Below are 16,587 nucleotides of genomic sequence, written 5' to 3' on the forward strand. Positions count from 1 at the left end.
GCCTCCTTAGAGCTTCTCGACCCTGACCAGGAACGACTTGAATTCCGGTGTCTGGGTATTGGCGTCACCGACGAAAGGCGTCAGCTCGTTGGTCAATCGCGCTTTCTTGGCCACCCCCTTGAAGCCCCAATGAATCGGAATTCCCACCTGATGTACCGTCTGACCGGCCACTTGCAGAGGTCGGATGCGCTTGGTGACCACGGCCACGGCATCGATGTAGCCCCGCTTGGAACTCACCCTGACGCGATCGCCGCGCTCGATACCCAACTCTTCGGCCAGTGTCGAACCGATTTCCACGAACTTCTCAGGCTGCATGATCGAGTTGAGCAACGCGTGCGTCGTCCAGAAGTGGAAGTGCTCGGTCAGGCGATAGGTCGTGGCTGCATGCGGGAACTCCTCAAAGGTTCCGAAGTTTTCCCGGTCCACCTCGAATACCCTGGCGGCCGGATTGTTCTTGGCCAGCGGGTTATCGGGATGCAGCGGGTTCATGCCGATCGGCGACTCAAACGGCTCGTAGTGCTCGGGGAACGGGCCTTCCGCCATACGATCCCTGGCAAAAAGTTGCCCACGCCCGGTCTGGTTCATGATGAACGGCCCCAGACCGGCAGACGGCGGCGTCTGCTTGGGGAAGTCCGGCACATCGGCCCCGACCCACCGGCTACCGTTCCACCAGATCAACGCCTTGTCCTGCGACCACGGGGTGCCGTCAGGGCGTGCCGAGGCCCGGTTGTAGAGAATGCGTCGGTTGACCGGCCAGGACCAGGCCCAGCCCAGTGTCATGCCGATCCCGTAAGGGTCGGAGTTGTCGCGCCGGGCCATCTGGTTGCCTTCCTCGGTCCAGGCGCCCGAGTAGATCCAGCAACCGCAGGAAGTACTGCCATCTGCCCGCAGCGCCCCGAAGTCCGGCAACTGTTCGCCAGCACGACACAGCAGGTTGCCGTTTTCGTCGTGGACATCCTGAAGCGCCCAGCCGTTGTACTCGCGCGCGAGTTCGGAAGGCCCCGGTGAATCAGGCCGCCGGTAGGGCCAGGTCAGGTTGAGTATCGGATCGGGAAATACGCCTCCTTCCTCGCGGTACATGTACTGCAGGCGGTGGAATAGTCCTCCCAGGATCTCCACGTCCGGCCGCGCCTCTCCCGGTGGCGGCGCCGCGGCCCAATGCCATTGCAGCCAACGAGCGCTGTTGACGATGGCCCCGTCCTCTTCGGCGAAGCACGTGGTGGGCAACCGGAATACCTCGGTCTGGATCTCTTCCGGATTCACGGAATGGTACTCTCCGTGATCTTTCCAGAACTCTGCGGTTTCCGTCGCCAGAGGATCCATGACCACCAGGTACTTCAGGTTGGACAAGGCAGCGGTGACCTTGGCCTTGTGCGGGAACGACGCCAGTGGATTGAAGCCCTGACAAAAGTAACCGTTTACCTCGCCGAGGCTCATCCGATGGAATGTATGCAGTACATCGTAGAGATCCGCCTTGAGCTTGGGCAGCCAGTCGTAGCACCAGTTGTTGGCCTCGGTCGCCGCATCGCCGAACCAGGACTTCATCAGGCTGACATGGAACCGCTCGTAATGGCGCCAGTAAGACACCTCATCAGGCAGCAAAGGCTGACGCACACGCTCTTCTATGTAGGCCCGGTAATCCTGCTCCTCGGCCTTCGCCAGGCTCATGTAACCCGGCAACAGGTTCGAGAGCAGCCCCAGGTCGGTGAGACCCTGAATGTTGGAGTGACCACGTAGGGCATTGACCCCGCCACCGAGCATGCCCATGTTGCCCAGCAGCAGCTGGACTATGGCCCCGGTACGGATGATCTGCGAACCGATCGAGTGCTGTGTCCACCCCAGCGCGTACAGGATGGTCATGGTCTGACCGGTCCTGGCCGTCTCGGCGATCATGTCCCAGACACGCTGTATCTTGTGGCGAGGCGTCCCACAGACAGTTTCCACCATATCCAGCGTGTAGCGGCTGTAATGCTGGCGCATCAGCTGATATACGCAGCGCGGATGCTGTAGAGTATCGTCGCGCCGGGCGAAGCCCTGTTCGTCGACCTCGTAGTGCCAGGTCTCCTTGTCGTATTGCCCGGCCGTTGCATCAAACCCTGTGAACAGGCCATCTTCGAAACCGAATTCCTCACGCACGATCAGCGCAGCATCGGTGTAGTTGCTTACGTACTCATGGTGGATCTGGTCGGTCTCGATCAGATAATTGATCAGCCCACCCAAGAACATAATGTCCGTGCCGGTGCGTATTTCGGCATGAAAGTCTGCAACTGCGCCGGTACGCGTAAAGCGCGGATCGACGGAAATCAGACGAGCATTATTGCGATATTTGGCCTCCATGACCCAGCGGAAACCCACGGGATGCGCCTCTGCCGAGTTGCCCCCCATAGAGAGAATCAAATCAGCATTGCGGATATCGACCCAGTGATTGGTCATGGCACCGCGACCGAATGTTGGGGCAAGACCTGCCACCGTCGGTCCGTGTCAGACGCGCGCCTGGTTGTCGAAGGCCAGCATGCCGAGGCTACGTACCACCTTGTGGGTCAGCGTAGCTGTCTCATTGGACGACGCCGAGGCCGCCAGGAAGCCCGTAGTCAACCAATGATTGACCGTGTTGCCATTCTCGTCCTGAGTCACGAAATTGGCGTCGCGATCGTCCTTCATGTGCCGGGCGATACGGTTCAGCGCCTCGTTCCAGCTGATCCGCTTCCACTCGTTGCTGCCCGGCTCGCGCACCAGTGGGTGCGACAGGCGTGAGCGACTCTTGATGAAATCGAGCACGCCGGCCCCCTTGGGACACAGCGAACCCCGGCTGACCGGATGGTCCGGATCGCCCTCGACATGGTAAATGTCGTCGATGTTGTTGATGCTGGCATCGCCACGGCTGTACAGCAGCAAGCCGCACCCGACCGAACAATAGGTACAGGTGTTTCGGGTGATCTTGGCGCCACTCAGCTTGAAATGTCGAACCGACGCGACCGCCGGTTCGGGGGCAAACCCCATCATGGCCATGCTAGACGAGGCCATCCCTGCAGCTCCCAACTTGAAGAACTGCCTCCTTGATACTCGTAGTGTCATTTTTCTCTCCTCACCTCGGACCATGCCGCCAGGAAGCCTGGAAACAAGGCACCCAGCTCGTCCATGTCCTGTTCTCCAAGCGTAGTGATACACAACGCAGCAAGGCAAACTTTAGCTAATTCAAGACCATAATTTCCGTAACGATATGTTATGGAGATATTCGCTGCCACTGCATAACCGGACATGCAACCCTGTATGTCCGACAAATGGAGGATGGAAGAATCGATTCACGTTTATATACTGTCCCGCATCGTGAGCCGCAGCGAAGCATGTACGCGTACCGTACAACGGCGAACAGCACCAAATATGGGTTGCCCGGAATTGTTTCGAGCAACCCTGTTGGCGTTGTCGCTGCGCGATGCTTCGCGCTGCTCCGGTAGGACGCAGGCCAGTCAAGCCAAACAAGGATGCCCTTTATGCATGCCCTCACCCTATTCTCGTTTCTCTTCTTTACCGGGTTGGTCGCCCTGATCACCTGGTTCGTCACGCGGCGTGACGATCACAACAGTACCCGCGGCTATTTCCTCGCCGGTCGCAGCCTGACCTTTCCCTTGATTGCCGGTTCGTTGTTGATGACCAACCTGTCCACGGAACAAATGGTCGGTCTCAACGGTGCTGCCTTCAATGATGGGTTGAGCGTGATGGCCTGGGAGGTCATTGCCGTCATCGCGCTGGTCGCCCTGGCACTGTTTTTCCTGCCACGCTTTCTGCGCAGCGGGATCGCCACGGTGCCGCAACTACTGCGCATCCGCTTCGATGAGACCACGCAACTGATCTGCAACATCATTTTCCTGATCGCCTACGCCGTGATCCTGTTGCCGATCATTCTCTACTCCGGCGCGGTGGGACTGGCCGGCATGCTCGACCTGCAGGGCCTGACCGGTATCCAATCGAATACGGTGCTTTTGTGGTCCACAGTCTGGGTAGTCGGTCTGATCGGCTCGATCTATGCGCTGTTCGGTGGTCTGCGTACCGTTGCCGTCTCGGACACTCTCAACGGCATCGGGCTGCTGGTTGGCGGCTTCGTGATCGTTTACTTCGGTTTGCAGGCGGTCAGTGATGACGGTGGCGTCCTGGCCGGCTGGGATACCCTCAAGCAGAACATTCCCGAGAAACTGAACTCGGTGGGTGGCGAGGATCAGCAGGTGCCCTTCGCTACACTGTTCACCGGCGTGTTCCTGATCAACCTGTTCTATTGGACCACCAACCAGCAGATCATTCAGCGGACCTTCGCTGCCAAGACCCTGGCCGAAGGCCAGAAGGGCGTGCTGCTGACCGGCCTGTTCAAGCTACTCGGACCGCTTTATCTGGTGCTACCCGGCATCATTGCCTTTTATTTGTATGCCGATCAGGACGTGCGTGCCGACGAGGCTTACGGCCACTTGGTATTCAACGTGCTGCCGCCCTATCTCACTGGCTTCTTCGCCGCCGTGATGGTTGGTGCGATCCTGTCATCGTTCAACTCGGCGCTGAACAGTACGACGACCTTGTTCAGCCTCGGCCTGTACAAGGAGGTGTTCAACAAGAACGCTAACGAGGAGCAAGTGGTCCGTGCCGGCAAAATCTTCGGCTGGCTCCTGGCCTTTTCCTCGATGATCATCGCCCCATTGCTGGCAGGCCAGGAAAGCCTGTTCGGCTATCTGCAGAAGATGAACGCGATGTACTTCATTCCTATCCTTGCCGTCGTGCTGGTGGGGCTGCTGACCAAGCGCGTTCCGGCAATTGGGGCCAAGATCTCGCTGATCGGCGGATGCGCCATCATCGGTCTGGTCTACTTCGTGCCGCCGTTCACGGGCATCCTGAACGTGATACACGACTTCCACTTCGTGGCCCTGGTGTTCGTTCTGCTGGTAGCGATTATGCTGATTCTGGGCAAGGTACGTCCGCGCACTACCGCCTGGGTGCATGAAGATAGCGGTCAGGTCGACCTGACGCCATGGAAAGGCGCCATTCCGGCCGGGATCGTACTGGTCATCCTGGTCATCGCCATCTACGTGGCGTTCGCTGGATAACCATCCCGTCCGCGCCAAAACAACGCCCTGCCCCAGTTCATAGGCAGGGCGTTGTCGTTTCAGACTGGTATATCGCAAACTTGTGTTTCGCGACTTGTCAGCAGCGCTGATCATCCTCAGATTAAGCTACTGAACCCGATTGAAAACGGACACTCCATGCGCCAGAGCCTGGCACGCGAATTCAACAACCTCATCGAACGAAGCCGTGACCGGCAGCTGCGGCTGGCCGTCACCGGACTGTCGCGGGCCGGCAAGACGGCTTTTTTGACGTCCTTGGTGCATCAGTTGCGCCATGCCGGCATCGAGGCCCGCCTCGACCTGCTATCCGCGGCCCGTCAAGGTCGCTTGCTGGGTGCCCAGCGAGTCGCCCAGCAGGACCTGGGGGTGCCGCGCTTTCCCTACGATCAAGCCATCGCATCGCTCAATCAACGGCCACCGCAGTGGCCGGAACCTACACGGGGTATCAGCGAGCTGCGTCTGCATATCCGCTATCGCCCCGAGAACAATGGGCTGTTCGGCACCCTGGGCAGCGACTCGGCCACGCTGACGCTGGACCTGTTCGACTACCCCGGCGAATGGCTGCTTGATCTGCCGCTGCTGGAACATGATTTCTTCAGTTGGAGCCAGCGCCAGCAGGCAACGCTATCGCCGCAACGCCGCGAATTGGCAAGTGACTGGCTGGTCTCGGTCGACCGCCTGGACCCGGCCGAAACCGCTGATGAAGCGGAACTGGCCGATATCGCCGGGCGCTATGCGGCATCGCTTCAGGCCGCGCGTAACGCCGGTTTTTCGGACCTGCAGCCAGGCCGCTTCCTATTGCCCGGCGATCTGGACGGGGCGCCGGTGCTGCAATTCTTTCCGTTGTTGGGGCTCGAGGACACGGACCGGCAACGCCTCGAAGCTCTACCGGAAGACAGCATCTACCGCACCCTGGCCAAACGTTTCGCCTACTACCAGCAGCACGTGGTCAAACCGTTCTATCGCGAACACTTCAAGCGCTTCGATCGTCAGATCGTTCTGGTCGATGTGCTGGGTGCGCTCAATGCCGGCCCCGAACGCTTCGAAGACTTATCGCGCGCCCTGGCGACGCTGATGCGCAGCTTCGATTATGGCCAGCGTAGCCTGCTTTCTCGGCTGTTCTCGCCGCGTATCGACCGCCTAGCCATCGCGGCGACCAAGGCCGACCATGTGACCTCCGAGCAGCACACGCATCTCGTGACGCTGCTGGAAGCCCTGCTGACCGAGCCGATCAAGGACTTGCGCTTCGCTGACGTTCCCGTCAAGGCGCTGTCGCTGGCCTCGATTCGCGCCACCCAGGCCCATGAAGTGGAACATCAAGGCAAGCGCACGCCGGCCCTGCGCGGTGTCACCCTCAATGGAGAGGAAACACTGGTGTTTCCCGGCGAAGTCCCGATGCGTCTGCCTCCCCCCGATTTCTGGGCACGCCAAGGCTTTGCCTTCACCGCGTTCCGCCCCTTATCCCCGGAGATTCGCGGCGAGGGGCTGCCGCATATCCGTATGGACGCCGCCCTCGACTGGCTGATCGGAGACAAGCTGAAATGAGTGATCCGCAACCGGGCCAGCGATTTACGCTGGACACTTCCCCCCAGGACGGCACGATAGACCTGCGCCCAGCCGAAACCTACGCCATCGACGCCAACTCGCGGGCACTGGACGACACGCTCCCCGCCACTACTGATGCCGCCTTGGGCCACAGCGTGGCAAGGCCGCGCAAGCGCCGCTGGGGATTGATGGCGTTACTGGGGGGCAGTTTTACGCTGGGTGCCGTGGAAGCCGGTCAGGCGCTGTATGTCTCGTCGTTGAGCGGTGACCTTATCAGCGGCGCGTGGAGCATGCTCGGCCTGTTGGCATTGGGGCTCGGCGGGTCGGCGCTACTGCGCGAGCTCTTCCGCCTGCGTCGTCTACGCCGACACGCTAGCCTGCGCGATCGCCTGGCGGGCCTCGAGACGACCTCTGGAAGCGAGGCCTCACGCTGGGCCGAGCGGCTACGCGAGCAAATGAAGCTCGACCGCGACGACCCGCATTGGCAGGCTTTCCAGCAAGCCCAACAGGCGCATCATGACGGCACCGAAACCCGTGCTCTGCTATCGCATCATCTCTTGGCGCCACGGGACCGTGAAGCTCGCCGTCTGATTTCCCGCATGGCCGGAGATACCGCTATCATGGTCGCCGTAAGCCCGTTGACCTTGGTCGACATGATGCTGGTGGCTTGGCGCAACCTGGCAATGCTCGACCGTATCGCCGCGCTCTATGGTCTGGAACTGGGCTATGCCAGCCGACTCAAGCTGTTTCGCAGCGTGCTTGCCAATATGGCATTTGCCGGCACCAGCGAAATGGTCTCCGATGCCAGCATGCAGCTTTTTTCCATGAATCTGGCCGGCAAATTATCGGCCCGCGCCGGGCAGGGCCTCGCTGTCGGCCTGCTCTCAGCCCGGCTTGGCCTGCGTGCCATGCGGCTGATGCGCCCCTTACCCTTCGATGAGGAAGAAGCTCCGCGTATAGGCGATCTACGCAGCGAACTCTGGCAGCGCTTGCGCCGCCTGGAGACGGCCTCGACCGAGGGGCAGCAATGAGGCCATATGTTGGGACTCTCGCCCCAGATAGTCGGCGGTGCGATTCCAGAGCCTAGGAGTCGGACGTACTTGGCGACGGCTTGCGCTCGACCCACCCCTCCACATACAGCCGCTGTACCAGGGCCATACTGAGCACGATCAGCGGCTCCGCTACCAAAAGACCAATCAGTCCGGCAAACAGCCCCAGCCAGACCTGCACGGCCAATAGCAGGGCTGGCGGTATGCTGACCGCCTCGCGTTGGATAAGCGGCGTGATGAAGTAACTCTCCAGAAACTGGATCGCCAAGTAGAGAATGGCGACATGCAGCATGCTGGTGGGGCTTTGTGAGAACGCCACCAGCAACGCCGGGACGGACGACATCACCGGCCCCAGATAGGGAATGAAAGATAGCAGCGCCGCCAACAAGCCAAGCGTGAAGGCCATCGGAATATCCAGCGCCCACAGGCCGAGCCCGCACAACACGCCAATCACCGTCATTGAAGACAATCGCCCAATCAGCCACCAGGACATGCGATATTTCAAGGTGATCAGCAGCCTGGCGATGCGTGGCCGCTGCGATGGGTAGATAAGCCGCATCAGCCCGTTTCGGTAAATGGAGGGCTCGAAGGCGGCAAACAAGCCGATGAACAGGATGACGACGATGTTTAGCAGCACGCCGAAGGTCGTCGAGAAGAGCGACGAGACACGGGATGACCAGTCCTGCAGGGCACTTTCGAGCGACGGTGCCCTACCGATCATGTCGACGAAGTAGGAGCCAAGAGGCCATTTCCTTAGCCAGTCCTTGAGGGCTTCCAGGGAACCTGGCACAACCTGCGTCAGTTGCGCGAATTCCTGGTTGATGCTCATTGCGAACTTGAAGCTGAACGCGACGATCAGCCCAGTCAGTACCAGCAGCACGACCGCCAATGCCCAGCGTTGCGAGAGGAAAGTGTGACGTTGTAGCCAGGCGGCCGGCAGCGAGAAGAACAACGCCAGCAACAGACCGGCGAAAATCAGCATCAGAATACGATATCCGAACCAGACTGCTGCCAGGGCCGAGATCGTTAACGTGGCAACCCCTGCGACGATCCAGACACGCTGGCGGAACTCGCTGAGGTCATGCTGGTTGGAAGACACAATGACACTCCTTGTCATGTGAATGGCTTACTGTCTCAGCGGGTAGCTACGAATTACTGCGCTGGGACATACCGCGTTGAAATCGCCTTGGAGTATTTACCTTTCGCAAGCTCCTTTCTTTCAACTAATGTCGCTTCCCCTATCCAGCGCTCCAGCGCTCGTAACGTTATAAATGCTTATCCGTTCTTCGGCAGCGCCAAGCCGAAGAAGTCACGCAAGCGCCGGGCGACACCGCTGTCGTAATGGTGACCGATACGCTCAGCCTGAGGAACCCGCGCCGGCAAGTCAGGGTGGGCCCGGGCCATGATAAAACCGTAACCGGCCACCTGCAGCATTTCAGCATCGTTGAGATTATCGCCGAACGCCAAACAACGCGACGCGGGAATGTCGAGGCGAGCAAGCAACCGCTCGAGAGCGACTCCCTTGTTGACGCCCTCGGCCATGATCTCGAGTGAGTCCGTCATGGAGTAGGTGATATGCAAGCGAGTGCCGAGGCTAGCCTTGATGCTCTCCTCCAGCGCCGCCAATGCTTCGGGATCTCCTATGCACAGTACCTTGCCGACACCACTGCCATCGTGAGCTTCGAGGTCGGCAACCTCATAACTGAAGCCGGTATGCGCGTGTAGTTTCAACAATTCCGGGGCTGGCGCGTCGATCAACCAGCCATCGCCCGTGTACAGGTTGAGCCGAATATCGCTATCCCGAGGCATACGTACCAGCTCCCTGACCAGGTCGTGCGGTACCCACTGCTCGGCGATTAGCGTGTCATCCGGTGCATAGAGGTGTGCACCGTTGGTGCTAAGGATATAGACCTCGACGCCCAGGCGGCGACGAAACGCCGCGATGTCATGAAAGTGCCGTCCGGAGGCCAGGGCCAAGTGGTGCCCTTGGGCAGCCAAAGCCTGGAAGGTCTCGATGGTCAGCGGGTCGAGCGTGTGCTCGGCATTGAGCAGGGTATTGTCGAGGTCCGTAACGATGAGATGGGGGTGCATGCGATTTCCTGGTTGATTCTCGGCATCTCTTAGGATGTCTTGACGCCTTCACGACACCTTCTCGATCTTGCAAGGTTATCGCATTGGAGGGCTACCCGCCCCTAGTCATCCTTAATGCCCGCGGCGATACGGATACGAGACGGGTGAACTCATGGCTTACACCAACCATGTCGAGCCACACCTGCGCATCAAGCCGGAAGTCTGCTAAAAAGGTTTGAAAGCGATCTTGGCCCGTACCTTGCAGGTGCGGGCCAAGTGGTTTTAGTCCCATGCCTATCTCGATGCACCAGACGGCCTCCTTAAATAGTGGCGCCTCGATGAAGCCAGTCACATGACGCCGCCTTATCCGTCCCCCCTACTGGAATGGCCAATTCGCCGAGCGCAACCCCGCTCCCGTATGACCGTCGTTCGGCTATTGGCCCGCTGAAAGATCAGCTCCAGACGCCTCGCGTGCCTGGACGCCAGTCACGATCACCAGTGCCGCCAGGAGCAGCATGCCCCCGCTAGCGATGAAAACCCATGTGACACCGCTAATATCGACGATCATGCCTCCTACGGCCGCGCCGGTAGCGATAGCGAGCTGAATGGCCGCCACCAGTAACCCACCTGCGCTCTCTGCCTCGTCCGGCACGGTGCGCGAGAGCCAGGTGGACCAGGCCACCGGGATGGCGCCGAAGGCCAGCCCCCAGACGGCAACCAGGGCACCATCGAGAATGGCCATGCCGCCCTGGCTGGCCAAGCTCAGCCCCAGCGTGCCCATCAGTAACGGTGCCACGACCAAAGTCAGGCGCAGGCTGCGCTCGATCAATGCCCCGGCAAGGAAGTTGCCCACGAAATTGGCTACCCCAAAGCCGAGCAGAATGGCGGCAACGCCGTTCACCCCGACGCCGGTCACGGTTTCTAAAAAGGGACGAATATAAGTAAAGAAGGCGAAGTGGCCGGTGAAGACTAGTCCCGCCGCGAGCATGCCGAGTCCGACTCGTGGGCGCATCAGCACATCGAACAGTGTACGCAGGCGCGTCACACCGCTGGGCGCCATGCGCGGCAAAGTAGCGTATTGCACCACGAGCGCTAACAGGCCCAGCAGCGACGCCGCCAGGAAGACGTTGCGCCAGCCGATGAGGTCACCAAAAAAGCTGCCCAGCGGTGCTGCGGCAATGGTGGCCACGGAAACGCCGCTGAACATGATCGATAGTGCGCGCGGCACCAATTCTTCGGGTACGAGACGCATGATCGTCGCGACCGACATGGTCCAGAACCCGCCCAGTGCTACGCCGAGCAGAACGCGCCCTATTAACAGCACCGGCAAGGTGGGAGCCAACGCAACCAATAAATTGGAAGCAACCAGAAGAACCGAGAAGGTCAGCAACACGAATCGCCGATCGATTCGCCGCATCGCCGCCGTGATGAGCAGGCTCGTTAGCAGAGCAATCGCTGCAGTCGCGGTTACCGCTTGGCCCGCCATCCCTTCGGTAATACCCAAGTCTTCCGCCATGGGGGTCAGCAGGCTGGCGGGAAGAAACTCTGCTGTGACCAGCCCGAAGACGCCCAGCGTTACCGAGATCACTGCCGCCCAAGCGGGCTCGGCCCGTTGTGTCAGTTCGTTCATTGGCATGTCCTATATCCAACAGGTTGTTGCAATGCAGAATAAAATGGACGCGTCGGACGATCCATGCTAAATGCTCTCGAATGATTGACTATTCGTCCGAATCGACTCACACGCCGCCCGCCTCGCTTCCCAGTGACCGGGTCAGCGAATTGCTGCTGGGCATGCGGTTGCGCGGCATTCGCTATCGCCGCATCCAGGTGACGCCGCCCTATGGCCTACGTTTCGGCACCATAGAGGGTTGGGCGCAGTTCCACTTCATTGCCCGAGGGTCCGTCTTTCTGCGCAGCCCGGGCGGAGCACTACATACGTTGGAAGCGGGCGATGCCCTGCTCTTGCCGCGAGGTGGTGAACACGAGTTGCTTTCGGCACCGGATCAGCCCAGCCGCGACATCGCCGACTACGAGAGTGCCCTGCTCTGCGAGTCGGTCCGCTCGGTCAAAGCATGTCCGGAAGGAAGCTGTCCGACGACCCGTGCCGTCTTCTTCAGCGCCTGCCTGGAATTCGACCTCGGCGGCATGCATCCCCTCGTGGCCCTGATGCCGGAAGTGATGCGGGTTGGCACGCTGCTTGAGCGACATCCCGAAATCCTGCCCATGCTCGAGGCAATGGAACGCGAGGCTCGCACGGAGCGCGCAGGATTTGCCGGCATCCTGGCACGGCTTGCCGATGTAATCTCGGCCTATATCGTACGCGGTTGGGTAGAGTGCGGCTGTGGCGATGCGACTGGCTGGGTTGAGGCCCTACGCGATCCGCGCCTGGGGCGTGTCATCAGCGCTCTGCATCGCGACCCGGGCCGCCACTGGACGGTGGCCGAGCTCGCTGCGGAGATGGGCAGCTCACGATCGGTCTTCGCCGAGCGCTTCCTGGCGATCACCGGCATGACGCCGCATCGCTATGTGAGTGAACTGCGGATGCGCCTGGCCACCCAGTGGATAGGGCGTGACCACATGCCGATCGAAACCGTTGCCCTGCGTCTGGGCTATGGCTCGCAGGCCGCCTTTAGCCGGGCTTTCAAGCGCATCACAGGGCAATCCCCCGGCGCGATTCGTGCCGCGTCGAAGGCGGAACGGATCATGGACCCAGCCATGCGCTGACCAAACTTGATAACGCCAATAAAGCAATGCGTCCCCAAGAACACGTGCCCAGCCCGAAGTACAACGTTAATGAAGGCACGGTGTCTCAGTGTTGTTATCGACATAAGGGTAGCCCGATTTTTCCCATCCATGCTCAGCGAGTCCGGGTCACCTTCTTGAGATGCCGCGGTCGATCGGGGTCGTTGCCGCGCGCCGCGGCCAGCCTCGCAGTCATGATGTAGAAGCTCTGGATCACCGACAGCGGCTGCAGCGCCCCATGCCTGGCATCTACTAGTGTCAGCTCACGCTGGGCGATGCCTTCGTCTGCAGCCAGCAGGACTCGCGCGCCGACGCTTCTCAGCCATTCAACGAGTTCGAGCAGACCGGCCTGCTCGGCCCCCGGCGGAGCGAGCACCAGCACCGGATAGCCGAGGCCAATCAGTGCCATGGGGCCATGCTTGACCTCGGCGGCGCTGAACGGCTCGGCCTGGATAGCGCAGGTTTCCTTGAACTTGAGAGCCGCCTCTTGAGCGACAGCTAGCCCGGCGCCGCGGCCCACCACCATCAACCGGTCGGCGTCGCGCAGCACTTCGATGGCCGGCGACCAATCCTGCTCGGTCGCCGTGCGCAGCCGTTCGGGCAACGTTTCGAGGGCAGCGAGCAACTCACGATCCTGATTCCAGTGCCCAAGCATCTGTGCACAGGCCGACAGCGTGGCCAGATAGCTTTTGGTCGCGGCGACGCTGTGCTCCTCGCCAGCGTACAGTGAAATTTCACGGTCGCTAGCCTCGCCCAGCGGCGACTGCGGTGTATTGACCAGCGCCAGCGTCTGCGCTCCGCCATCAGCCAGCGCCCGCTGAGTCTCTATCAGGTCGGGACTCTGGCCGGACTGAGAGATAGCCAGTGACAGCTGACCGTCGAGCCGCCACGGTGCCCGCGCCAAGGTGGTCAACGATGGCGGTATCGAAGCCACAGGGATACCGCGGCTCTGCATGCACAAATAGGCAAAATAGCTGGCGGCATGATCGGAGCTGCCACGCGCCACGGTGACCACACCGCGCGGGTCGCGTTGACGCAGCCAATCGCCGAGTTCGGCGAATGGCTCGGCGTTACGGGCCAGTTGGCCAGCGATGCACTCGGGAGCATCACACGCTTCACTGAGCATCACCGAATTCATGAGTCGTCTCCCGGGAGGCCTGACTAGGGACCTGTATGGTAAGCGTCATCGCCACCACCATAGATCCTGATGAAGACAAAACAATTACCCCTTGATCTTATATGGGTGTCAGAAAGATGGCGCAGTTGGGAAGAAACAATGCCTTCAGATACTTGCCCGGCCCTTGAAAGCAGCCTCCCTGGCTTGATTTTCGATGTATCAATCCGCATGAAATGTCTACGCAACAACATGCCGCGAGCCAATCATCCGCAAGCAATGGCAGGGAGAACGTTATGAAAACGCTGGTCATCGGCGCGAATGGCCAAATCGGGCGCCAGTTTTGTGAGTTGGCCAATATGGCGGGCCTGCCCATCCGTGCAATGATCCGTGACAGCGGACAGCAAGGCTGGTTTCGCGAGCGCGGTATCGACTCGGTGATCGCCAACCTGGAGGATGACTTCCGGCATGCCTTCTATGGTTGCGACCAGGTGATCTTTACCGCCGGCTCCGGGCCGCATACCGGCCCCGACAAGACATTGCTGATCGACCTGCACGCGGCGATTCGCGCCACCGAGCTGTCCAGCGAGCTGGGGCTTTCACGCGTTATCATGGTCAGTGCCTTGCGTGCCGAGAACCCGCTCGACGCACCTGAAAAACTGCGCCCCTACATGGCCGCCAAGCACGCTGCCGATGCCGTACTACGCGCAGCACGCGTACCGCATGTCATCCTCAAGCCCGGCCGGCTGACGGATGAACCGGCAACCCAGCGCGTGGCCACCTCACTGGAAGAGGCAGGCAGTAACCTGGTGTCTCGAGCCAACGTGGCACATGCCCTGCTCCACCTGGCACGAGCGCGTACACTGTCCAACCGTGAATTCGTGCTTCTCGATGGGCAGCACACCATTGAGGATGCCCTACAGTAACGGCACTGTCATGGCCACGGGAATTGGCGATAGCGCGCTAAATCCGTATAGTGGCTTTTCGTCCCCGCCAATCGTACCGACTCCTTCATGCTGCAAAACAATTCGCTGCTTGCTCAGCTCAAGCAACAGATCCGTGAAAGCACACCCCGCGTCGAGGGTGTAATCAAGGCGACCGACCGCGGTTTCGGTTTCTTGGAAACCGACAACGGCGAGTCCTACTTCGTGCCGCCGCCCGCCATGAAGCAGGTACTCCATGGCGATCGCGTCGAAGCCGTCCTCAAGGAGGAAGGCGACAAGAAATCCGTCGAGCCGGAAACTCTAATCGAAGCAGGCCTTGATCGCTTCATTGCCCGTGTTCAGAAGCGTGAAGGCCGTCTGGCCGTGATTCCCGATCACCCCTCGATCAAGACTGCACTCAAGGCCCGAATCAAGAACAACCTCGACGAGCAGAGCTTCAGCGATGGCGACTGGGTGGTTGCACGCCTGGTACGCCATCCGCTCAAGCCCGACGATCGCGCCTTCTTCACGCAAATCGACGAGCTGATCGCCAAGACCGATAACCCGGCGGTGCCATGGCGGGTCACCCTGGCGCGCCATGCGCTGGAGCAGGCCTCACCTCAAGCCGGCGACGACTGGCCGCTGCTCGAGGAAGGCTTGGTGCGGGAGGATCTCAGCGCGCTACCCTTCTTTACCATCGACGGCGAGAAAACGCGCGACATGGACGATGCTCTGCATGTCGAGACGCGCGAGAACGGCGGATGGCGCCTGACCGTGGCCATTGCCGACCCGACCGCTTACGTCGCCGAGGGTCATGCCGCCGATCTGGAAGCCCAAACCCGCGCCTTCACGGTGTATCTGCCCGGCCAGAACGTCACCATGCTGCCAGAGACGCTGTCTGACGACCTGTGTTCGCTGAAGGAAGGCGAAGACCGCCCGGCGCTGGCTTGCACGCTGGACGTGAATGCCGACGGCAGTCTTGGCGACTACCGCTTCTTTGCGGCGAACGTGCGCTCGCACGCCCGTCTGGTCTACGACAACGTTTCCGATTGGCTCGAGGGCCAGGGTGAGTGGACGCCAGCCGCCGGTATCGACGACCAGCTCAGCGCCTTGGCCAGGCTGACCGAGGCGCGTAGTGCCTGGCGCAGCGAACATGCGCTGGTGTTCAAGGACCGGCCGGATTACGTATTCGATCTCGACGACGCAGGCAATGTCCTTGAGGTACGGGTAGAAGATCGCCGTATCGCCAATCGCATGATCGAAGAATCGATGATCGCAGCCAATGCCTGCTGCGCCGATCTGCTCGCCGCTCAGATCGGGCATGGTATCTTCAATGTGCACAATGCCTTCGAGCCCGAAAAGGCCGATGCGGCACTGGAATTCCTGGCCACGCAGCAGATCGAGGTCGAGCGTGAGGCACTGCTTGAATTGTCCCGCTACCGCGAGCTCAAGCGTGCCCTGGAGAGCCGTGAGGATGCATGGCTGGATGCACGCTTGCGCAAGTTCCAGGGCTTCACCAGCATGTCGGCCCAACCCGGTCCGCACTTCGGCTTGGGGCTGCCCGCCTACGCAACCTGGACCTCGCCGATCCGCAAATATGGCGACATGGTCAACCATCGCCTGATCAAGCGCGTTCTCAAGGGCGAGCAGGCCCCGGCCGAAGCCAGCGCAACGCTGACCGAGCAGCTCACAGAACGGCGCAAGCTCAACCGCATGGCCGAGCGAGACGTCAAGGATTGGCTGTATGTGCGCTACCTGACTCCCGCCGCCGAAGCACAGCAAACCTTCGAGGCCGAAATCGTCAGCATCAACCGTGGCGGTATGCGTGTACGCCTGACCGCCAATGGCGCTACCGCCTTTGTACCCGCTCCGCTGATCCACAGCGATCGTGACAAGGTAGCGATTGACGACAAGGAAGGCCGTGTCCAGGTCGAGGGAGTCGAACGCTTCAAGCTCGGCGACGTCACCCAGGTTGTATTGACCGAAGCGCGTGAGGATACACGCTCCCTGGTCGCCCGTCCGGCGGCCTGACGTTCGTT

General features: G+C 60.6%; 11 protein-coding genes. 6 read left to right on the forward strand and 5 right to left on the reverse strand.

The features are described 5' to 3' along the window. Positions 1 to 6: 6 nt before the first annotated feature. The gene (gene fdnG / locus F568_RS0100555; protein ID WP_479691215.1) at positions 7 to 3,099 is read right to left on the reverse strand and encodes a formate dehydrogenase-N subunit alpha; all 3,093 of its coding nucleotides are present in this window, start codon (positions 3,097 to 3,099) and stop codon (positions 7 to 9) included. Between the two features lie 392 nt (positions 3,100 to 3,491). On the opposite strand from fdnG, the gene F568_RS0100565 reads away from it, so the two are divergent. From F568_RS0100565 to F568_RS0100575, 3 genes are all read left to right on the forward strand, one after another. Continuing rightward, entirely contained in the window at positions 3,492 to 5,087 is a 1,596-nt protein-coding gene (locus tag F568_RS0100565) for a solute:sodium symporter family transporter (protein WP_019016751.1), read from the forward strand. A 156-nt stretch (positions 5,088 to 5,243) separates the two neighbouring features. After that, positions 5,244 to 6,650, forward strand: a complete 1,407-nt coding sequence (locus F568_RS0100570) for a YcjX family GTP-binding protein (protein WP_019016752.1) — start codon at positions 5,244 to 5,246, stop codon at positions 6,648 to 6,650. Further along, complete coding sequence (locus F568_RS0100575; protein WP_019016753.1) at positions 6,647 to 7,681, forward strand: TIGR01620 family protein; 1,035 nt, start codon at positions 6,647 to 6,649, stop codon at positions 7,679 to 7,681. The genes F568_RS0100570 and F568_RS0100575 overlap by 4 nt, the downstream gene beginning before the upstream one ends. Positions 7,682 to 7,733: 52 nt before the next feature. Here the strand turns inward: F568_RS0100575 and F568_RS0100580 are convergent, their stop codons facing one another. The 3 genes from F568_RS0100580 to F568_RS0100595 form a co-directional block, all read right to left on the reverse strand. After that, positions 7,734 to 8,798, reverse strand: a complete 1,065-nt coding sequence (locus F568_RS0100580; RefSeq protein WP_019016754.1) for an AI-2E family transporter — start codon at positions 8,796 to 8,798, stop codon at positions 7,734 to 7,736. Between the two features lie 176 nt (positions 8,799 to 8,974). After that, positions 8,975 to 9,790, reverse strand: a complete 816-nt coding sequence (locus tag F568_RS0100585) for a Cof-type HAD-IIB family hydrolase (RefSeq protein WP_019016755.1) — start codon at positions 9,788 to 9,790, stop codon at positions 8,975 to 8,977. A 412-nt stretch (positions 9,791 to 10,202) separates the two neighbouring features. After that, positions 10,203 to 11,399 carry an MFS transporter gene (locus F568_RS0100595; protein WP_019016757.1) on the reverse strand — a complete coding sequence of 399 codons (1,197 nt, stop codon included), beginning with the start codon at positions 11,397 to 11,399 and terminating at the stop codon, positions 10,203 to 10,205. A gap of 80 nt (positions 11,400 to 11,479) precedes the next feature. Here F568_RS0100595 and F568_RS0100600 point away from each other — a divergent pair, with 80 nt between their 5' ends. Next, positions 11,480 to 12,493: an AraC family transcriptional regulator gene (locus tag F568_RS0100600; RefSeq protein WP_019016758.1), complete on the forward strand. Its 1,014-nt coding sequence runs from the start codon at positions 11,480 to 11,482 to the stop codon at positions 12,491 to 12,493. Positions 12,494 to 12,626: 133 nt separating this feature from the next. Here F568_RS0100600 and F568_RS0100605 read toward each other — a convergent pair whose 3' ends face one another. Further along, positions 12,627 to 13,649 (reverse strand): SIS domain-containing protein, encoded by a 1,023-nt coding sequence (locus tag F568_RS0100605; RefSeq protein WP_019016759.1) that lies wholly within the window; start codon positions 13,647 to 13,649, stop codon positions 12,627 to 12,629. A gap of 272 nt (positions 13,650 to 13,921) precedes the next feature. On the opposite strand from F568_RS0100605, the gene F568_RS0100610 reads away from it, so the two are divergent. Together F568_RS0100610 and F568_RS0100615 are read left to right on the forward strand one after the other, a co-directional pair. Next, entirely contained in the window at positions 13,922 to 14,551 is a 630-nt protein-coding gene (locus F568_RS0100610) for an NAD(P)H-binding protein (protein ID WP_019016760.1), read from the forward strand. Positions 14,552 to 14,638: 87 nt separating this feature from the next. After that, complete coding sequence (locus F568_RS0100615; RefSeq protein WP_019016761.1) at positions 14,639 to 16,579, forward strand: exoribonuclease II; 1,941 nt, start codon at positions 14,639 to 14,641, stop codon at positions 16,577 to 16,579. The last annotated feature ends 8 nt before the right edge of the window (positions 16,580 to 16,587 follow it).

It is taken from the genome of Modicisalibacter luteus DSM 23508 (assembly GCF_000378505.1).
In the GTDB taxonomy this organism is placed as follows: Bacteria; Pseudomonadota; Gammaproteobacteria; order Pseudomonadales; family Halomonadaceae; genus Modicisalibacter; species Modicisalibacter luteus.